Origin of the sequence: Paenibacillus sp. FSL R5-0810, from assembly GCF_038002285.1 — a bacterium.
Taxonomy (GTDB): domain Bacteria; phylum Bacillota; class Bacilli; order Paenibacillales; family Paenibacillaceae; genus Paenibacillus_AQ; species Paenibacillus_AQ lactis.
Genome location: NZ_JBBOCF010000001.1, coordinates 796,290 through 815,289 on the forward strand (window position 1 = coordinate 796,290; position 19,000 = coordinate 815,289).

Genomic DNA, 19,000 nt, shown 5'->3' on the forward strand with positions numbered 1-19,000 from the left:
CGAAACGTTCCTCCCATCGATACAGCTCCGTGCCCAAGGTTCATCAGGTGCATAGGAACATGGCAGGCTTGTCATAATATACGTTAGCGAGGCTTGTTAAACCATAAGAGAAAGGTAGAGCGCAGCATGAAAAACTCGAGAATCTTGATTATGATAAGCACGGCGATTCTGTTATCAGGCACGGTATTCGCGCAAGGCACCCTTCATGCAGACGACAATCCGGCAGTACAGGATGCGATACCCACTTTCAGCCAGCAAACGATCAAATTCGGCTCCTATGGCGAGGATGTATATGAGCTGCAGGGCCGTCTAAAGCATTTGGGCTTTTATTATGGAAAAATCGACAGCGTATTCGGCTCCAAAACGTTGGGAGCGGTGAAATGGTTCCAATCCGAATTCGGAATGAAGGTAGACGGCATCGTCGGACCGAAGGTCAAGCTGAAGCTGTACAATGCAACGAAGGATTTTAAGCCGACGGAGCCGAAGCTTCATGAAGGGGGCGGCGGCAATGCCGGAGCCGGAGCCGGAGGGAATGCTGGGAATGCAGGGAATGCAGGCGGCGGGGGAGACAACAACCTGGCCTCTTCGAATACGATGGGTTTATCTGAAAATGACATTAAGATCATGGCCAACGCGGTTTATGGGGAAGCCCGGGGCGAACCATTCGAAGGGCAGGTTGCCGTTGCAGCCGTTATTTTAAACCGGGTCAAGTCGCCAAGCTTCCCGAATACACCGCACGGGGTTATTTTTCAGCCGCGGGCATTCACGGCCGTCGCGGACGGGCAAATTTGGCTCGAGCCGAACGAAAATGCCAGAAAAGCGGTAATCCAGGCCATCAACGGTTGGGATCCGACCGGCGGCTGTCTCTATTACTTTAACCCGAAAACGGCGACATCGCCTTGGATCTGGACACGGCCTCAGGTCAAGACCATCGGACAGCATATCTTCTGTATGTAAGCCGTTTTACAAGCAACCGGGGACCTGTCTTCGGTTGCTTCTTCACTTTGCAATGGGTTAGAATGAACGATAAATGATGAGTAAATTATGGCAATGACAATCCACGAAGTAAGGGGATAAGGACCTTGACGAAAACCGAATTTGAACACGGCACAGCCGGTGGAATGCGGATCCACGTGCTGCCTACGCGCCGATTCAAGACATTTGCGATATCGCTTTACGCCGGAAGCCCTTTAGCTGAAGATACCGTCACAACGACCGCGCTGACGCCATTCGTGCTGCGCCGGGGAACCGTATCCTATCCCGAGACCAGAGCGTTCCGGGAACGCCTTGAGCAGCTGTATGGAGCCGGCTTTGGCTTCGATATTTATAAACGGGGCGATTATCAGATCGTTCACTTCCGGATGGACACGATTAACGATTCGTTTGTAAACAGCCCGGAGAGCCTGCTTTCTTCTTCGTTTGCATTTTTAGGCGAGGCGTTTACGGAGCCGGTGCTCGAGAACGGCGCATTCCGCAAAGCATACGTGCAGACCGAACGCGATACCGTAAGGAAGAAGCTCGAATCCATCGTGAATGATAAAATCCGCTACGCCGGCGATCGCTGCATCGAGGTAATGTGCAAGGATGAGCCTTACCGTTTGCATCCTTTGGGAGAACGCAAGGATCTCGAAGGAATCACGCCGGATGGGCTTTATCAGGCTTACCGGAAATGGCTGGATGAGTCGGTGCTTGATTTGTACGTGGTCGGCGATACCACCCTTGATGAAGTAAAGAAGCTTGTGGAGGAGCACTTCAAGCTGGACCGGACGAAGACCAAGGATTACAAGCCTTCGGTTACGCGCGCGGCGGCTAGAGATACCCAAACGGTCATCGAGCAGCTGGACATTAACCAGGGCAAGCTGAACATGGGGCTCCGCAGCACCATCACGTACGGGGACGACGAGTATGCCGCAGCCCTTCTTTACAACGGCATTCTTGGCGGATATCCGCATTCGAAGCTGTTCGTCAACGTGCGCGAGAAGGCAAGCCTCGCTTATTACGCCTCTTCCCGCTATGACGGGCATAAGGGCATCGCCACGATCCAGTCCGGCATTGAGGTTCAAAATTTTGACAAAGCGGTGGATATCATCCGCAAGCAGCTGGATGATATGGCGCAAGGCGCCATTACGGATATCGAGATGTCCCAGACAAAGGCCATGATCCGGAACGTGATCAAGGAAATGCAGGATTCGGCCTTCGAGATGATCGCCTATGATTTCAACCGCCAGCTGTCCGGCAAGGAGCGCACGCCGGATGAGCTTCTCGATCAGGTGGATCGCATGTCCGCGGATGATGTGAAGCAGGCGGCCTCCGCATTTTCACTGGACACGATTTACTTCCTGAAAGGTCAAAAGGAGGAATAGCCCGTGGAACGCATTCATTATGACAACCTGCAGGAGACGCTGTATTACGAGGTGATGGATAACGGGCTGCGCGTCTATGTGCTGCCAAAGCCCGGATTCCAGAAAACCTATGCGACCTTCGCTACCAAATACGGTTCGGTGGACAATCACTTCAAGGTGGAGGGAGCAGCTGAGGTTCGGGTGCCGGACGGGATCGCGCATTTTCTCGAGCACAAAATGTTCGAGGAGCCAGAGGGCGATATCTTTGCGAAATTTGCTTCCAACGGAGCTTCCGCCAACGCCTTCACCAGTTTTGACCAGACCGTGTACCTATTCTCCGCTACGGATCATATCCATGAAAACCTGGAAACCTTGATCGATTTCGTTCAGAACCCTTATTTTACGGACCAGAACGTCGAGAAGGAGAAGGGGATTATCGGCCAAGAAATCAATATGTACCAGGATAACCCGGATTGGCGCGTATATTTCGGGCTGATCGAGGCAATGTATAAGGTACATCCCGTTCATATTGATATTGCCGGCACGGTGGAGTCCATCGGAACGATCACGAAGGAAGACCTGTACACCTGTTACAATGCATTCTATCATCCAAGCAATATGCTGCTGTTCGTGGTCGGCGGGGTGGACCCGGAAGAGACGATGAATTTGATCCGTTCCAACCAAGCGCGGAAATCTTATGATCAACAAGGCAAGATTGAGCGTATTTTCGATCCTGAGCCGACGGAGGTTGCCGAGAAGCGGCGCGAGAGCCGGCTTGCGGTATCGCTGCCGAAGTGCCTGTTCGGCTTCAAGGAGAAGGAGACGGGCTTGTCTGGTGAGGAGCAGCTGCGCCGGGATTTGACCACCAAGCTGATGATGGATCTTCTGTTCGGGGCGAGCACCGAGCTGTATCAGAAGCTGTATGAAGACGACCTGATCTCGGACAGCTTCGGGCACGAATACAACAGCTCGCCGGAGTATGCGTTCTCCGCGGTCGGCGGGGATACGAAGGATCCGGACGCCCTGCTTGCCCGCATCCGCGAAGAAGTCGATAAGCTGAAGGCCAGCGGATTCCGGGAGGATGATTTTGAGCGGGCCCGCAAGAAAAAAATGGGCGGTTACCTGCGCATGCTCAATTCCCCTGAGAACATTGCGCATGAATTTACACGTTATCAGTTCCGCGGTGCCGACCTGTTTAAAGTGCTGCCAGTCTATGAATCGATCACGCTTGAAGAAGTAAACCGCCGTCTCCAGGAGCATGTCGATTGGAATCAGCTGGCTGTTTCGATCGTGGTGAGCCCGTAGGTGATGGCAGGCATGGGAAAGGAAATGAAGCCGATCGGGGAGATGACGGTGCTTGTTACAGGCGCCAGCAGGGGAATCGGAGCGGCGATTGCCGAGCGCTTCGCGTCGGTTCGGATGAATGTGATCATCCACTATATGAATTCGCATGAAGCGGCCAATGAAGTGGCGAGGCGATGCCTTGAGCATGGCGCGCGGGTGCTGACGGTATCGGCCGACCTGCGCGACAAGGAGCAGATTCTGCGGATGAAGGAAAAGCTCCAGAGCCACGGCATGGAGCCTGATATACTGGTCAACAATGCAGGGGTGTCCCACTATGGGCTGTTGTCCGACGTTACAGAAGCGGAGTGGGATTCCCTCATGTCGATTAATTTAAAAGGCATGTTCCTATGCACCCAGGCCTTCATGGATCGGATGATCTCCCAGCGCTTCGGGAGAATCATCAATGTGTCCTCCGTCTGGGGACTGTCCGGCGCCTCGTGCGAGGTGCTGTACTCCACAAGCAAAGGCGGCGTCAATGCGTTTACGAAGGCGCTGGCGAAGGAGCTAGCCCCTTCGGGCGTCACCGTTAATGCCGTTGCACCCGGCGCGGTGGATACGTCGATGCTGGAGCATTTGGCTTCCGATGAGATTCGGATGCTCGAAGAGGAAATTCCGGCGGGCCGGTTGGCGCATCCGGATGAAATATCGTCGCTTGTATATTTTCTGGCGCTGCCCGAATCCGGATACATTACCGGTCAAGTGATCAGTCCGAACGGCGGATGGGTGACGTAGGCGGCAATCGTGGTGTAATTCACCACTCATAAGGGATTGATTACGGGGACATATTACTATTGGTTACTTCAATCTCAATTGCCACAAGCAAAAGGAGGATTTCATCATGTCATCCGTAATCAAGAACTTTGATTCCTGGAAGAAGTTCCTGGGCGAGCGTGTCGTGCAAGCCGAAAAAGCCGGTATGAACGAAGACACCATTTCACAGCTTGCGTACGAAATCGGCGACTTTCTCGACGAGAAGATCGACCCACAGAATGCTTCCAACCGTGCAATTAAGGAATTGTGGGACGTAGGAAGTGAAGAAGAGCGCCGCGTGATCGCCCGTCTGATGGTGAAATTGGCCAAACACAACGCCTAATACGCTTGCAAAAAGCCCCCTTTACAAGGGGCTTTTTGTCAAGATAAAAGAATGTAATTTTCATGTCACCGTTAATACTTGCCTTTCATTTTTATTTTATATATCATTAACGTGACCCATTAATCATTTGACTCGTTTTTTGTGGAAAATACAGGGGAATTGTCGAATATAGATGGAAAAGAAGTGCAAAGAGGTGTCTTTGTGGAATCGAATCAATGGTACATGGAGTATAAAATACATAAAAACCGGCCGGGCCTCCTTGGCGACATCGCCTCCGTGCTCGGTATGCTGGAAGTGAACATCCTGACGATCAACGGCGTGGAAGGCCGTACTCGCGGTATGCTCCTAGAGACCGATGATGAAGAAAAAATCATCCTCATGGGTAAAATGTTAAATAAGGTTGCGAATATTACGGTAACAGCCTTAAGACCTCCCAAGCTGGTGGATATTTTGGCTGTCCGGCATGGACGATACATTGACCGGGACTCGGACGATCGTAAAACATTTCGTTTTACGCGCGATGAGCTCGGTTTACTTGTTGACTTTTTGGGTGAAATGTTCAAAAGGGAAGGAAATCAGGTGGTGGGACTTCGGGGCATGCCGCGCGTCGGCAAAACGGAGTCTATTATTGCGGGCAGCGTCTGCGCCATGAAGCGCTGGACCTTCGTTTCGTCCACCCTGCTGCGGCAGACGATCCGCAGTCAGCTCTCCGAGGATGAAATGAACCCGAACAACGTGTTTATCATCGACGGAATCGTCAGCACGATCCGTTCGAATGAGCGTCATTACCAGCTGCTCCAGGACATTATGAGCATGGAGAGCACGAAGGTAATCGAGCATCCGGATATTTTCGTGCGCGAATCCGAATATTCCTATGATGATTTTGACATTATTATTGAATTGCGAAACAATCCGGACGAGGAAATCGTTTATGATACGTTCACAGGTTCTTATAGTGACGATTTATAATATGTTCTTCGGACTACATAGTATTCTAAGTAGGAGGTGATGGCATGTCCGAACTGGGACAGCAATTGAGGGAGGCGCGTCTGCAAAAAGGAATGAGCCTTGATGACGTGCAGGAAATGACAAAAATACGCAAACGATACTTGGAAGCCATCGAGGCAGGGGATTACAAAGTACTTCCCGGCAGTTTTTACGTGCGGGCATTCATCAAAACCTATGCGGAAGCCGTGGGCATCAACCCGGAGGAGCTGCTGGAAGGTCATAAACAGGATGTTCCGAAAACGGAAGCGGAGCCGACGATGGAGCCGGTGATCCAAAAACGCGCCAGCCGGCCTGCAGGCGAACGGAATATGAAATGGCTGCCGACCCTGTTGATGTGGACGTTTCCCATCCTGATCGTCGTGGTGATCTACCTGGTTGCGACCCATTCCAATAAATCGGATGCGCCTCCGGTCAGCCAGAATGACCAGACGCAGACGGATCAGGGCCAGCAACAGACGACCCAAACGCCGGGTGATGGCGATGGCGCCAAGGGCAGCGGGACGACAGGCGAAACCGGCGGTGACACGAACGGCGAAGGGACGGAAGGCACGGACGGCACGGATGCCGCTGACGGCACCGAAGGCACCGATAATACGGACAGCACCGATGGTACGGATGGAACGGGTACGGATAGTCCGGATGACGCGGTTCCAGGTCAAACGACGGTGACGCAGGATCGGACCGAAGGCAAAAACACCATCTTTAAGGTAACGGGATCTAATGTAAAGGTAGAGCTTGTGGCAGGCAGCAATGCCCAGAGCTGGGTTGAAGTATACCGTGGGAAAAATTCGTCCGGGGAGAAGCTGTTTTTCGGGATGCTGGAGAACGGCGCAGCGATCAGCTACGATCTGGACAGTCAGGGCATGTACGTAAAATCCGGCAACTCGACCGCAACAACGATTAAGGTAGGCGGGCAGACGGTGACCGACGGCAAGACGACGTCCCGCATCATTCTCGAGCCGGCCGAAGCCGCTACTGAATAATTGCCTTGCTTCGAGGAAATGATACTAACGGCATGTTTGGATGAAACATGCTGTTATTCACTTCCTGTTTATGAGGTGATGCGGTATGACGGTCAACTGGATCGTGTTCGGATTGGGTGTTATTGTCAGCCTCTTGGGATATTATTTAATTCCAGGCGACTGGGGATACGGCATATTAGGCTTTGGGCTGGCATTTGTCCTGCTCGGAATTCTGAGCATGTTCCGCCGTCCGATGCGTGAGCCGAAATCAAGACATTGACGATGGATGGGCTTCGTGTTCGCCGGGCCGGCGGACAACGGGGTCTTTTTCGTTCCCGAAAATGAAGGGCGCGCCGCCTGTATATGTCATTTACGGATTAGACTTGCGCCTTCGTTTTACCTATAATAGAAGCAGCATAATGCAAGGAGGAAGGATTCACCATGGCTTCGGAAAATTCATTTGATATCGTATCCAAGATGGATATGCAGGAACTGAACAACGCGGTTAATCAGGCTGAACGGGAAATCGAGAACCGTTTTGATTTCAAGGGAAGCAAGAGCAGCCTGAAGCTGGAGAAGGACGCCCTGATCATTACGTCCGACGATGAGTACAAGCTGAATGCGGTCATCGATATTCTGCAAACGAAGATGATCAAGCGCGGCTTGTCGATCAAGAACGTCGAGTACGGCAAAATCGAACCGGCTTCGATGGGAACGGTGAGACAGCGGCTGGCGCTGAAGCAGGGGATCGATCAGGAGAACGCCAAGAAGATCAATATCCTTATCCGGGATTCCAAGCTGAAGGTCAAGAGCCAGATTCAAGGGGACCAAATCCGGGTAACCGGAAAGAGCAAGGACGATCTTCAAGCGATCATGCAGCTGCTGCGCAAAGCGGATCTGCCGCTCGATTTGCAATTCACCAACTTCAAATAATCTATGGACGTTTCATCTGCATTCCTGCCGGCTTGCAGTTTGTCCTTTTGACAGGCTGCAATCGGAAAGATTATACTAAAAAACGATATATAAGAATTAACGTATACATAGATTACTGGGGGATGAATATGACGGAAAGCGTTCAGCGCTTCAGACCTTTTTGGCCCTTGGGAGGGGCGGCCTTGCCGCGAGAGATCCGCTCAGCCGTTTGTGGGGCTGCTGAAATTTCAAGACAACCCGATGCAAGGGAGGTTGCCCTATGAATTTACCCAACCGAATCACGCTTGCCCGTATATGCTTGATCCCTATCATGATGGTATTTTTGCTGGTGGATTTTGATTTTTACCCGGATCCGATTGTGTGGCACGGTTTCGAGCTCCCGTACAATCAGCTGATCGCGGCGCTGATCTTCATCCTTGCTGCAAGCACGGACGGGATTGACGGGTATTTGGCCAGGAAGAACAACATGGTAACGAACCTCGGAAAGCTGCTGGATCCGCTGGCAGACAAGCTGCTCGTGGCGGCTATTCTCATTTCCCTTGTGGAGATGGGCAAATGCGATTCTTGGATTGCGGTTGTCATTATCAGCAGGGAGTTTGCGGTTACCGGATTGCGCCAGATTGCGCTTCTTGACGGCGCGGTCGTCGCGGCCGGGCAGTCCGGCAAGATCAAAACCGTCATTCAGATTGTGGCGATTGTCGCGCTGCTGATTAACAACTTTCCGTTTGTGTTCCTCGGCATCCCTTTCGATATCATTGCGATCTGGGCTGCTGCGGCCATTACGATTTATTCGGGAATCGAATACTTTGTCAAGAACAGGCATCTGCTTGACGGTGCAGGAGCATAACAGCAATAGGAGCAATCCTATTGCTTTTTTCTTCCGCGCTCCATTGTTATCACCGTTTGAGCCATATCGAGACCAAACATAAAAGAGTACAGGAGGGGCTATTATCGTATGAAAGCAGAGATCATTGCAGTCGGAACGGAATTGCTGCTGGGGCAGATTGTAAACACCAATGCCCAGTACTTATCCAGAGAGCTTGCAGCCATGGGCATCGACGTATATTACCAAACCGTAGTCGGGGACAACATGGAGCGATTGAAGGAAGCGCTCCGCCTGTCGAGCAGCAGAGCGGACATCGTCATCCTATCGGGCGGGCTCGGCCCTACCCAGGACGACCTGACGAAGGATGCGCTGGCTTCGCTGCTGAACCGGTCGCTGCATATCGACAGGATGGCCATGGACCGCATTGAGCGTTTCTTCCAGGACCGGGGCGTCGTTATGACCGAGAACAATCGCCGCCAGGCGATTGCCATCGAAGGGGGAACGCCGCTGCCGAACGAAACCGGGCTGGCCGTTGGCAATGCGATCACGCAGGACGGGACGCATTACATCGTATTGCCGGGACCGCCGAAGGAATTGATCCCGATGTTCGAGCAGCAAGCCAAGCCTTGGCTGCTCCAGCATGTGCTGACGGATGAGCTTCCGATCTACTCCAAGATGCTGAAGTTTGCCGGAATCGGGGAATCTGCCTTGGATGAGAGGCTTTCGGACCTGATCACCGAGCAGACCGACCCGACGATCGCGCTGTATGCGAAGGACGGTGAGGTGACCGTCCGCATATCCACCAAGGCTGCAAGCGAGTCCGAAGCGATGGTCCGCCTTGATGAGCTGCAAGAGCGGATTCGCGAGCGCGGCCCCGAATTCATGTACGCCAGCGAGGATGTGCCGATCGAGAAGGTGATTGTCGACACGATGGCAGACCGGGGATTGACGCTGAGCGCGGCGGAGAGCTGCACGGGCGGTCTGGTGGCGGAAAGCTTGACCTCCGTACCTGGCAGCGCGACGATGTTCCTTGGAGGGATCGTTTCCTACACGAATGAAATGAAGCGAAAGCTTGTGCATATCCCGCAAGCGTTGCTGGAAGGCGATGATGCGCCCGGCGCAGTGAGCAGGGAGGTCGCTCAGGCCCTCGCGGAGAATGTCCGGCTGATCACCGACAGCGATTTCGGACTGTCCGTTACCGGCGTAGCCGGCCCCGGTTATGCCGAACGCAAGCCGGTGGGGCTTGTATACATCGGATTGTCCCAGCGCGGAAGAGAGACCGAGGTGCACGAGCTTAATCTTCAAGGCAACCGGGAGACGATCCGTTTGCGCGCGACGAAGGCGCTGCTGTACCGCTTATGGCGGCGGCTTGTCTCGGAGGGATCGGAGCAGGCGTAGCAGGAGCCCCATCTTCGTGAATGAATGCGGAGCTGCATGACATAATAATAGTAAATCTTTTACATTGGTCTTGAACTGGAGAATCGATCCAGGTATAATCGGAAGTACGGAAGAACCGTGGCATATCGAAGGATGATGCCGCGGTTTTGCTTGTTTATGGAGACTGCCCGGAAATGAGCAGGGAAGGGGGAGGGTTAAAAAAAACGAATGTATGTTCGAAAAAAAGCTTGGCAAACGTGTCAAAACAAGGTATGATTAGACTATCAACAGTGAAGGGTTGTGGAACAATTGTCAGATCGTCGTGCTGCGCTTGAAATGGCGCTTCGTCAGATAGAGAAACAGTTCGGAAAAGGTTCCATCATGAAATTGGGTGAGTCCACCCATATGCAGGTAGAGATTGTGCCTAGCGGATCGCTGGCATTGGATATAGCACTTGGAACCGGCGGATTGCCTAGAGGCCGGATTATTGAAGTATATGGACCGGAATCCTCCGGTAAAACGACTGTAGCGCTCCATGCGATTGCTGAGGTTCAGAAGGCTGGCGGACAAGCTGCGTTTATCGATGCCGAGCACGCGCTGGATCCATCCTATGCGAGCAAATTGGGCGTTAACATCGATGAACTCCTGCTTTCCCAGCCGGATACGGGTGAGCAAGCGCTTGAAATTGCTGAAGCTTTGGTGCGCAGCGGTGCAGTCGATATCATTGTTATCGACTCGGTCGCAGCGCTTGTGCCGAAGGCCGAGATTGAAGGCGACATGGGTGACTCCCATGTGGGTCTGCAGGCTCGTCTGATGTCCCAGGCTCTGCGTAAACTGTCCGGCGCGATCAACAAGTCCAAAACGATTGCCATCTTTATTAACCAGCTTCGTGAGAAGGTCGGCGTTATGTTCGGTAACCCTGAGACGACACCGGGTGGCCGTGCCTTGAAGTTCTACTCCACCGTCCGTTTGGATGTACGCCGTGTAGAGAGCATTAAGATGGGGAATGACGTCGTAGGTAACCGCACACGGATTAAAGTGGTTAAGAACAAAGTTGCGCCTCCGTTTAAACAAGCCGAGCTTGACATTATGTACGGTGAAGGCATCTCCAGAGAGGGAAGCCTGATCGATATCGGTACTGAGCTTGATATTGTGGATAAGAGCGGTGCTTGGTATTCCTTTGGCGGCGATCGTCTTGGCCAGGGACGTGAGAATGCGAAGCAATTCCTGAAGGAGCATCCGGAAGTGGCGAATGTGATCGAGAACAAAATCCGGGAAGCAAGCAACTTGACCACGGTTGTTCCTGAACCGAGCGCAAGCGAGAAGGAGCAAGAGGAGCTGGAAGAGCAAGATCTATTTAAAGTGGAATAATGCCCAGCTATTTCTGATAGTGCTAGGACCGTCCGGTGTTGAGAAGAACGCCTGGACGGTCTTCTTTGCATTATCGTAATGCGGGATCATAATAGTCATCCATGGTATGGAGTATGTAAAAGCTGCAGAGCGATAAGGAGAAGCTATGAGTGATAATCGTGAAATAACCGAAGAAGCTTCTTCGGGGATCGAGCATTTTCCGGATCAGGAGGATCTGGTGATCACGTCCGTGGAGAAGCTGCGCAAGCCTAGAGGACGTTATAAGATATCGTTCGGTCCTTATGAGATGACGGTTCATGAAGACGTGATGCTGAAATACCGTATGCTGAAGGGGAGCATTTTCCGCAAGGAGGAGCTTCAGGATATCGTAGTCGTGGATGAAAGGCAGAGGGCCTATGTGGAGGCACTGAATTATCTGTCAAGGAAGCCCCGTACATCGCAGGAAATCGTGCAGCGCCTGCAGCAGAAGGGAGCGGATCCGGATAGCATAGAGGTGACGCTCCGGCGGCTTGAGGCGGAGAAGCTGATCGACGACGCATTATATGCGAGAATGTGGGCGGAGCAGCGGATGACAGGGCATAAGAAGGGCCGCCTGTGGGTAAAGCAGGAGCTGAGGCAGAAAGGGATCCGGACCGAGCTGATATCGGAGGCGCTGAGCGAGGTAAGTGCCGAGGAGGAGCTGGAAAGCGCGCTTGTGGTTGCAAGAAAGAAATGGCAGCAGACGAAGGGCGAGCTGCTGGATCGCAAGCGGAAGACGGGAGCGTATTTGATGCGGCGCGGCTTTAGCGGGGAACAGGCGAGGCAGGCGCTAAGGCGTCTAATCGAAGAGGAGCAGGAGTATGGAGCGGACGACCAGGAACTGGAAGAGTTTGAATGAAATGAACGAAAGGTGCCAACCTCTGCATAGATATTGGCACTTGTGACTGAAACTGACGTTTACCCATTGCTTTCCCTTGACAATATCTTTTTATAAATAATAAAATAAACATGAATCTTTTTTTAAATTAGCATCCTTTTTCCTTCCAAAAAAGTGACTACTTTGTGAAAGATTCATTTTATCGCTAATTCATAGTGAAATGAATTCCGCTGGATTCAAGCGGAATATGCGGGCAAAGAGATGCACGCAGCATGGACGGCAGGCAGCTGCCGGTATTTTATGTATGAATGAGTAACTGACAATTGCACATTTCCCAAGGAATGCCTTGGAGGAACCAACGAGGAGGTGATCAGATGCATCCAATTTGGTGGATCATAATCGTTCTCGTTGTAGCCGCTATATTCTTTGGGTTCGGTTATTTTATTCGCAAATCCCTTGCAGAAGCTAAAATTTCCAGTGCCGAGCACGCCGCTTTGCAGATTATTGAAAGTGCAAAGAAGGAAGCAGAGGCATTGAAGAAAGAAACGGTTCTTGAGGCTAAAGACGAAGTCCATAGAATCAGAGCCGAAGCTGAAAAAGACACTCGTGAGCGCCGTAATGAAATACAACGGCAGGAGCGTAGATTGTTGCAAAAGGAAGAGTCGCTGGATAAAAAAATAGAATCTTTGGAACGTAAAGAAGAACAGGTGGCGAACAAAGAGAAACGAATTGAAGAGACCCAGCAGCAAATCGATGCGATTTACAAGAAGCAAACAACGGAACTGGAGCGCATCTCCAACCTGACGATGGAGGATGCTCGCAGCATTATTCTCAGCAATGTCGAGCAGGAAGTTCGTCACGAAACCGCTCAGATGATCAAAGAGATCGAGCAGCAGGCGAAGGAAGAGGCCGACAAGAAGTCACGCGAGATCATTACGCTGGCGATTCAGCGCTGTGCGGCTGATCATGTGGCTGAAACGACGGTATCTGTAGTTACGCTGCCGAACGAAGAGATGAAGGGCCGGATCATCGGACGTGAAGGCCGGAACATCCGTGCGCTTGAGACCCTCACAGGGATTGACCTTATTATCGATGATACGCCGGAAGCTGTTATATTGTCCGGATTTGATCCAATTCGCCGCGAGATTGCGCGAACAGCGCTCGAGAAGCTGGTGGCGGACGGACGGATTCATCCGGCACGTATCGAGGAAATGGTGGAGAAATCCCGTAAGGAAGTTGACGAACGCATCCGCGAATACGGAGAACAAGCAACCTTTGAGGTTGGCGTACATGGTCTGCACCCGGATTTGATCAAAATTTTGGGACGACTGAAATTCCGTACAAGCTATGGGCAAAACGTGCTGAAGCATTCCATGGAAGTCGCCTATTTGGCTGGTCTGATGGCTGGCGAATTGGGCGAAGACATCGTTCTTGCGAAGCGAGCAGGACTGTTGCATGACATCGGTAAAGCGCTGGATCATGAAGTGGAAGGTTCACACGTTGAAATTGGCGTGGAGCTGGCGAAGAAGTATAAGGAACATCCGGTGGTTATCAACAGTATTGCCTCTCACCACGGGGATTGCGAAGCAACTTCCGTGATTGCGATGCTGGTAGGTGCTGCTGACGCATTGTCCGCGGCTAGACCGGGAGCACGCAGAGAGACGCTGGAGACGTATATTAGACGCCTTGAGAAGCTCGAAGAAATTTCCGAATCGTTTGAAGGCGTGGAGAAATCCTATGCGATTCAAGCGGGCCGTGAAGTTCGCGTCATGGTTCAACCTGACAAGATCGACGATGCCGAAGCATTCCGCTTGGCACGCGACATCACCAAGACGATTGAGAATGAACTGGATTACCCAGGGCATATCAAGGTCACCGTGATCCGGGAAACCCGAGCGGTGGATTACGCGAAATAATGCATCGAATTTAGAAAGTGGCCGCTATAACGGCCACTTTTTATCTTTACAGAAGAAAAGAACGCAATGGAATCGGAAGCCTATATTCAAGTTTTGCAGAAGCTTCCTGTTAGAGGAGTGATTGACATCAACGTCTTATTTATCGGAGATATCGTTGGCAGCACGGGGCGAAAAGCGTTGAAAGCATCCCTGCCGGAACTGAAGTCGAAGTACAATCCGCATATCATCATTGCTAATGGCGAGAATGCGGCATCAGGGCGGGGGATCACCTCGGCCATCGCCAACGAGTTTTTCAATTGGGGCATTCACGGCATTACGATGGGCAACCATACGTGGGACAACAAGGACATTTTTGAATTCATTGACGATGAGCCGCGAATGGTTCGGCCGGCGAATTTTCCGCCGGGAACCCCGGGGCAAGGGTATACGGTAATCAAAGCCAACGGCAAGCAGCTGGCGATCGTGAACCTTCAAGGCAGGACGTTTCTGCCGGCGATCGACTGCCCCTTCCGGGCGGCAGATGACATCGTGGACGAGCTCCGTCAGAAGGTGAAGTGCATTCTTGTCGATTTTCACGCGGAAGCGACATCGGAGAAAATCGCGATGGGCTGGCATATGGACGGACGTGCTTCCATGGTCGTCGGTACCCACACACATGTACAGAGCAATGACGACACCATTTTGCCTGGCGGAACGGCTTATATCACTGATACCGGTATGGTCGGCTCCAAAGAAGGAATCCTCGGCATGCAGCGAGAAGCGGTGTTGTACAAATTCAAAACCCAGCTTCCTGCCCGTTTCCAGGTCGATGAAGGGAAATGGCAGTTCCATGCCGTTTTTGCCGAGCTGGACGAAGCGAGTGGCAAAGCGCGCCGGATTGAAAAAATCCGCATGTACGAAGATGAATGGCGAATGGATTAAAAGCGGTGAAATCCGTTTAATGAAAAATAGGAACGAATGGCAAAAAGCAGGAATTTTTTCCCCTCTCACGAATAACATCTAGTAAGCGGAAGCAAACCATCACTCAACATTCCCAGGGGAGGTACTTACCATGGAAGTATTAAAAGTTTCAGCAAAATCCAATCCCAATTCGGTTGCAGGGGCGCTAGCTGGAGTTCTTCGGGAACGTGGGGGAGCAGAGCTGCAGGCGATAGGGGCGGGAGCACTGAACCAGGCCATTAAAGCTGTTGCGATAGCCCGGGGATTTGTAGCACCGAGCGGGGTGGATTTGATCTGTATCCCTGCTTTTACGGATATTGTGATTGATGGCGAAGACCGAACGGCAATTAAATTAATTGTGGAGCCTAGATAGAGTTTGAAGTGAGGTATAGCCTGTTTACCCTTTTTTCGAGTAAACAGGCTTTTTGCTGTGACCAAGCCCTGAAGGGAGAGGCCTGAGCTGTTATGAAGACGGTTGATTTTCACTGTGACGCCTTAAGCAAATTATGGGAGGATTCGAGCGCCTCCTTTAAGGACGATCCGAGGCTGGATGTCAGCCTGGAGCGAATGATTCAGGGTCATGTTGATCTGCAGGTGTTTGCCGTGTTCGTATCGGAACAGTACGGCCGGCCGTCGTTTGAACGGGTGCTTGCGCAGATTGAAGTGTTTCGAAGACGCCTTGCGGAACCAGAACTTGTGAAGCCGCTGCTCTGGAAGGAGCAGGTTCAGGCGATTAGAGAAGGGAGCGGGAAGCACCGCTATGGCCTGCTGTCGCTAGAGGGAGTTGACGGGCTGGAAGGGAATCTCCACTATGTGAGGCTGTGTTATGAACTGGGCGTGCGCTGCATGGGGATAACCTGGAATTATGCCAATTGGGCGGCGGATGGAGCGATGGAGTCCCGAAACGGCGGTTTTACGGAGCGGGGGCGCGAGCTGGTGAGGCTGTGCAATGAGATCGGCATGGTGCTGGACGTGTCCCATTTGTCCGAGGCCGGCTTCTGGGAGCTAATGGAGCTGACGAGCCGTCCCGTCATCGCTTCCCATTCGAACGCCTACACCATCTGTCCGCATCCACGCAATTTGCGGGACGACCAAATACGAGCGCTTATTACCTTGGACGGTCGAATTGGAATTACATTCGTGCCTTGGTTTATACGCAGTGATGGCCAGCAGGTGAGGCCGGAGGATCTGCTTCCGCATATTGAGAAGATTTGCGAGCTTGGCGGAGCAAAGCATTTGATGTTCGGATCGGATTTCGATGGGATTGACCGGTGGGTTGAAGGACTGGCGCATCCCGGGCACTATCCAGCCCTGCAGGAGCTCCTGCTGAAATATTACCCGGAAGATGAGGTGCGGGGATGGATGTCGGGCCATGCGCTCCGTTTCCTGGAGGGCAACCTGCCATCGAAAGCGGAATCTAAGTTGTGATTAAGAAGCAGCGTCATTGCTGGTCCATTTGAAAAAACTTTGACAATCTTGTAGCAACCATGCAAATCCATGCGAAGCGGGGGCCGTAAATGAGCGGCTCCCTTTTTATTTTTGGGTAATAGAGAGTATAATAGACAATGGCATGTACAGCATATAGAGAAAACAAGGAGTGAGTCAGATGAGTAAAACTGTACCTGTGGGTGTATCCGCCCGCCATATTCATTTAACCCAGGAGCATATCGAGGCATTGTTCGGCCCTGGATATCAATTGACCGAAATGAAGCCGTTGTCCCAGCCAGGACAATTCGCAGCGAATGAAACGGTTGCTGTGATTGGTACGAAGGGACAATTCGATAAAGTGAGAATTTTGGGACCTGCCCGTCCTGCGACCCAGCTTGAAATTTCGCGCACTGATTCCTTTGCGATCGGCGTTAAGGCTCCAGTCCGAGAATCCGGCAACATCGCCGGCACGCCGGGTATTACGATTAAGGGCCCTGCCGGAGAAGTCACCGTGGACGAAGGGGTTATCGTTGCAGCCCGTCATATTCACTTCCATACCTCCGATGCGGAAAAATGGGGAATCAAGGATAAAGATATGCTGAAGGTGCGCCTTGGCGGAGAGCGCGGATTGGTTCTGGAAAATGTCATCGCCCGCGTATCCGACAACTATGCGCTGGATATGCACATCGACACGGATGAAGCGAACGCAGCCGGTGCTAAAACAGGCGATACGGCCGAGATTATAGACTAAATCATACTGTGATAAAGAATAAGCCTGAATCGATGGGAGTCGATTCGGGCTTTTTTAACGTTCGCCGTCCACATTTACGGATATTCCGGTGGTAGCTTCGCTATAAAGATCATGATATAATTTAAAACAGTGCCTATTGAAGTCTTGTTCCGCATCTGCGGCTACTTGCTTTGCTATTTCGAAAGATCGGGCAGCCAAGGCTGCTAGCGCGAACAGGCTGTGATACTGCAGGATGAATTTTGAAACCAGAGATATAGCGGATCTAAGGAGTGACCTAGCATGTCCAAGGAAAGTAAGGACTACTCCAAGTATTTTGATTTTTCAGGTGCGAAGATTCTCTCGGAAGACGAGCATGGCAAGAGAATCCGGATTAACGGCCGGGAAATCAATATTCTGTCGGAGCCTAATCATAGACAGGAAAAACAGCGCGGCAAAGAGAGCGTGCAGGTATTGTACGATACGGCGCTGCCGGAAGAGTTCAAGCAGCTTGGTGCGGGCAAGCACTACATCGTCTATACTTACGGCTGCCAGATGAACGAGCACGATTCGGAGACGATTAAAGGCTTGCTCGAGCAAATGGGTTATCAGCCAACGGAAGACCGTAAAGAGGCGGACATCATTCTGCTCAACACCTGCGCAATCCGGGAGAACGCGGAGGATAAAGTATTCGGCGAGCTCGGCCATTTGAAGCATCTGAAGACCGAGAAACCGGATATGCTGCTGGGCGTGTGCGGATGCATGTCGCAGGAAGAGGCGGTGGTGAACCGAATTCTTCAGAAGCATGGCTTCGTGGATCTCATCTTCGGCACGCACAATATTCACCGTCTGCCGCATTTGATTCAAGAAGCGCTGTTCAGCAAGGAAATGGTCGTTGAGGTATGGTCGAAGGAAGGCGATATCGTTGAGAACCTTCCGAAGAAACGGGAAGGACTGCGCGGCTGGGTTAACATTATGTACGGCTGTGACAAATTCTGTACATACTGTATTGTCCCATATACGCGCGGTAAGGAGCGCAGCCGCCGTCCGGAGGACGTGATCGCCGAGGTGCGGGAGCTCGCCCGCCAAGGCTATAAGGAGATTACGCTGCTTGGTCAGAACGTGAATGCCTACGGCAAGGATTTCACCGATATCAAATACCGCTTCGGCGATTTGATGGACGATATCCGCAAGATCGATATCCCCCGCGTGCGGTTTACGACGTCACACCCGAGAGACTTCGACGATCATCTGATCGAGGTGCTCGCCAAGGGAGGCAACCTGGTGGAGCATATCCATCTGCCTGTGCAGTCGGGCAGCTCGCAGGTGCTGAAGCGGATGAGCCGTAAATATACACGCGAGAGCTACCTGGAGCTCGTTCGGAAGATTAAACAGGCTATCCCTGATGTCGTTCTAACGACGGATATCATCGTAGGCTTCCCTGGGGAGACGGATGAGCAGTTCGAGGAAACCTTATCGCTCGTACGCGAGGTGGGGTATGACTCGGCATTTACCTTCATTTACTCGCCGCGTGAAGGCACGCCGGCAGCCGTCATGGAAGATAACGTTCCGATGGAGGTTAAGAGCCAAAGGCTGCAGCGCTTAAATGAGGTTATTAATGAGTTCAGCCGCAAGAGCAATGACCAGCTGCTTGGAGCCACCGTGGAGGTGCTCGTGGAAGGAATCAGCAAAAATAACGATTCCGTGCTGTCCGGACGGACGCGGAGCAACAAGCTGGTCCATTTCGAAGGCTCCCCTGACCTGATTGGGAGCTTCGTTCAAGTGAAAGTGACCGATACGAAGACCTGGTATATTAAAGGCGATCTAATCGCTGATCCGGTGCCGGCCTCTGATGCTGTATAAGTAATCATGTTACTG

General features: G+C 52.0%; 19 protein-coding genes. All 19 read left to right on the forward strand.

Features of this window, described 5'->3' with window-relative positions:
* Positions 1–126: 126 nt before the first annotated feature.
* The 19 genes from sleB (at position 127) to miaB (ending at position 18,985) form a co-directional block, all read left to right on the forward strand.
* Positions 127–957, forward strand: a complete 831-nt coding sequence (gene sleB / locus MKX76_RS03705; RefSeq protein WP_144866393.1) for a spore cortex-lytic enzyme — start codon at positions 127–129, stop codon at positions 955–957.
* 125 nt (positions 958–1,082) lie between these two features.
* Positions 1,083–2,363: an EF-P 5-aminopentanol modification-associated protein YfmF gene (gene yfmF / locus MKX76_RS03710; protein ID WP_341033009.1), complete on the forward strand. Its 1,281-nt coding sequence runs from the start codon at positions 1,083–1,085 to the stop codon at positions 2,361–2,363.
* Between the two features lie 3 nt (positions 2,364–2,366).
* Complete coding sequence (gene yfmH / locus MKX76_RS03715; RefSeq protein ID WP_007128686.1) at positions 2,367–3,647, forward strand: EF-P 5-aminopentanol modification-associated protein YfmH; 1,281 nt, start codon at positions 2,367–2,369, stop codon at positions 3,645–3,647.
* 3 nt (positions 3,648–3,650) lie between these two features.
* Positions 3,651–4,418: an elongation factor P 5-aminopentanone reductase gene (gene ymfI, locus MKX76_RS03720; protein ID WP_251537203.1), complete on the forward strand. Its 768-nt coding sequence runs from the start codon at positions 3,651–3,653 to the stop codon at positions 4,416–4,418.
* 106 nt (positions 4,419–4,524) lie between these two features.
* Positions 4,525–4,779 (forward strand): DUF3243 domain-containing protein, encoded by a 255-nt coding sequence (locus MKX76_RS03725; RefSeq protein ID WP_007128684.1) that lies wholly within the window; start codon positions 4,525–4,527, stop codon positions 4,777–4,779.
* Between the two features lie 201 nt (positions 4,780–4,980).
* Entirely contained in the window at positions 4,981–5,748 is a 768-nt protein-coding gene (locus MKX76_RS03730) for a DUF3388 domain-containing protein (RefSeq protein ID WP_007128683.1), read from the forward strand.
* Between the two features lie 44 nt (positions 5,749–5,792).
* Entirely contained in the window at positions 5,793–6,770 is a 978-nt protein-coding gene (locus MKX76_RS03735) for a RodZ domain-containing protein (RefSeq protein ID WP_341033010.1), read from the forward strand.
* Between the two features lie 85 nt (positions 6,771–6,855).
* Entirely contained in the window at positions 6,856–7,029 is a 174-nt protein-coding gene (locus MKX76_RS03740; RefSeq protein ID WP_007128681.1) for a hypothetical protein, read from the forward strand.
* Positions 7,030–7,190: 161 nt separating this feature from the next.
* Positions 7,191–7,682, forward strand: coding sequence for a YajQ family cyclic di-GMP-binding protein (locus tag MKX76_RS03745; protein ID WP_007128680.1), 492 nt, complete (start codon positions 7,191–7,193; stop codon positions 7,680–7,682).
* Between the two features lie 259 nt (positions 7,683–7,941).
* Positions 7,942–8,529, forward strand: coding sequence for a CDP-diacylglycerol--glycerol-3-phosphate 3-phosphatidyltransferase (pgsA, locus tag MKX76_RS03750; RefSeq protein ID WP_007128679.1), 588 nt, complete (start codon positions 7,942–7,944; stop codon positions 8,527–8,529).
* Between the two features lie 108 nt (positions 8,530–8,637).
* Entirely contained in the window at positions 8,638–9,906 is a 1,269-nt protein-coding gene (locus MKX76_RS03755) for a competence/damage-inducible protein A (RefSeq protein ID WP_007128678.1), read from the forward strand.
* A gap of 288 nt (positions 9,907–10,194) precedes the next feature.
* Complete coding sequence (gene recA, locus MKX76_RS03760) at positions 10,195–11,256, forward strand: recombinase RecA (protein ID WP_341033011.1); 1,062 nt, start codon at positions 10,195–10,197, stop codon at positions 11,254–11,256.
* 145 nt (positions 11,257–11,401) lie between these two features.
* Positions 11,402–12,133, forward strand: coding sequence for a regulatory protein RecX (locus MKX76_RS03765; RefSeq protein WP_007128676.1), 732 nt, complete (start codon positions 11,402–11,404; stop codon positions 12,131–12,133).
* A gap of 353 nt (positions 12,134–12,486) precedes the next feature.
* A complete protein-coding gene (gene rny, locus MKX76_RS03770; RefSeq protein ID WP_028405587.1) occupies positions 12,487–14,028 on the forward strand; it encodes a ribonuclease Y in 1,542 nt (513 codons plus the stop codon).
* 66 nt (positions 14,029–14,094) lie between these two features.
* A complete protein-coding gene (locus MKX76_RS03775; RefSeq protein WP_341033012.1) occupies positions 14,095–14,949 on the forward strand; it encodes a TIGR00282 family metallophosphoesterase in 855 nt (284 codons plus the stop codon).
* Between the two features lie 130 nt (positions 14,950–15,079).
* Positions 15,080–15,340 (forward strand): stage V sporulation protein S, encoded by a 261-nt coding sequence (locus MKX76_RS03780; protein WP_006211249.1) that lies wholly within the window; start codon positions 15,080–15,082, stop codon positions 15,338–15,340.
* 92 nt (positions 15,341–15,432) lie between these two features.
* Entirely contained in the window at positions 15,433–16,395 is a 963-nt protein-coding gene (locus MKX76_RS03785; protein ID WP_341033013.1) for a dipeptidase, read from the forward strand.
* A 178-nt stretch (positions 16,396–16,573) separates the two neighbouring features.
* On the forward strand, positions 16,574–17,146 hold the full coding sequence (gene pduL / locus MKX76_RS03790; protein WP_007128672.1) for a phosphate propanoyltransferase: 573 nt from the start codon (positions 16,574–16,576) through the stop codon (positions 17,144–17,146).
* 279 nt (positions 17,147–17,425) lie between these two features.
* Positions 17,426–18,985 carry a tRNA (N6-isopentenyl adenosine(37)-C2)-methylthiotransferase MiaB gene (gene miaB, locus MKX76_RS03795; protein ID WP_341033014.1) on the forward strand — a complete coding sequence of 520 codons (1,560 nt, stop codon included), beginning with the start codon at positions 17,426–17,428 and terminating at the stop codon, positions 18,983–18,985.
* Positions 18,986–19,000 lie beyond the last annotated feature (15 nt).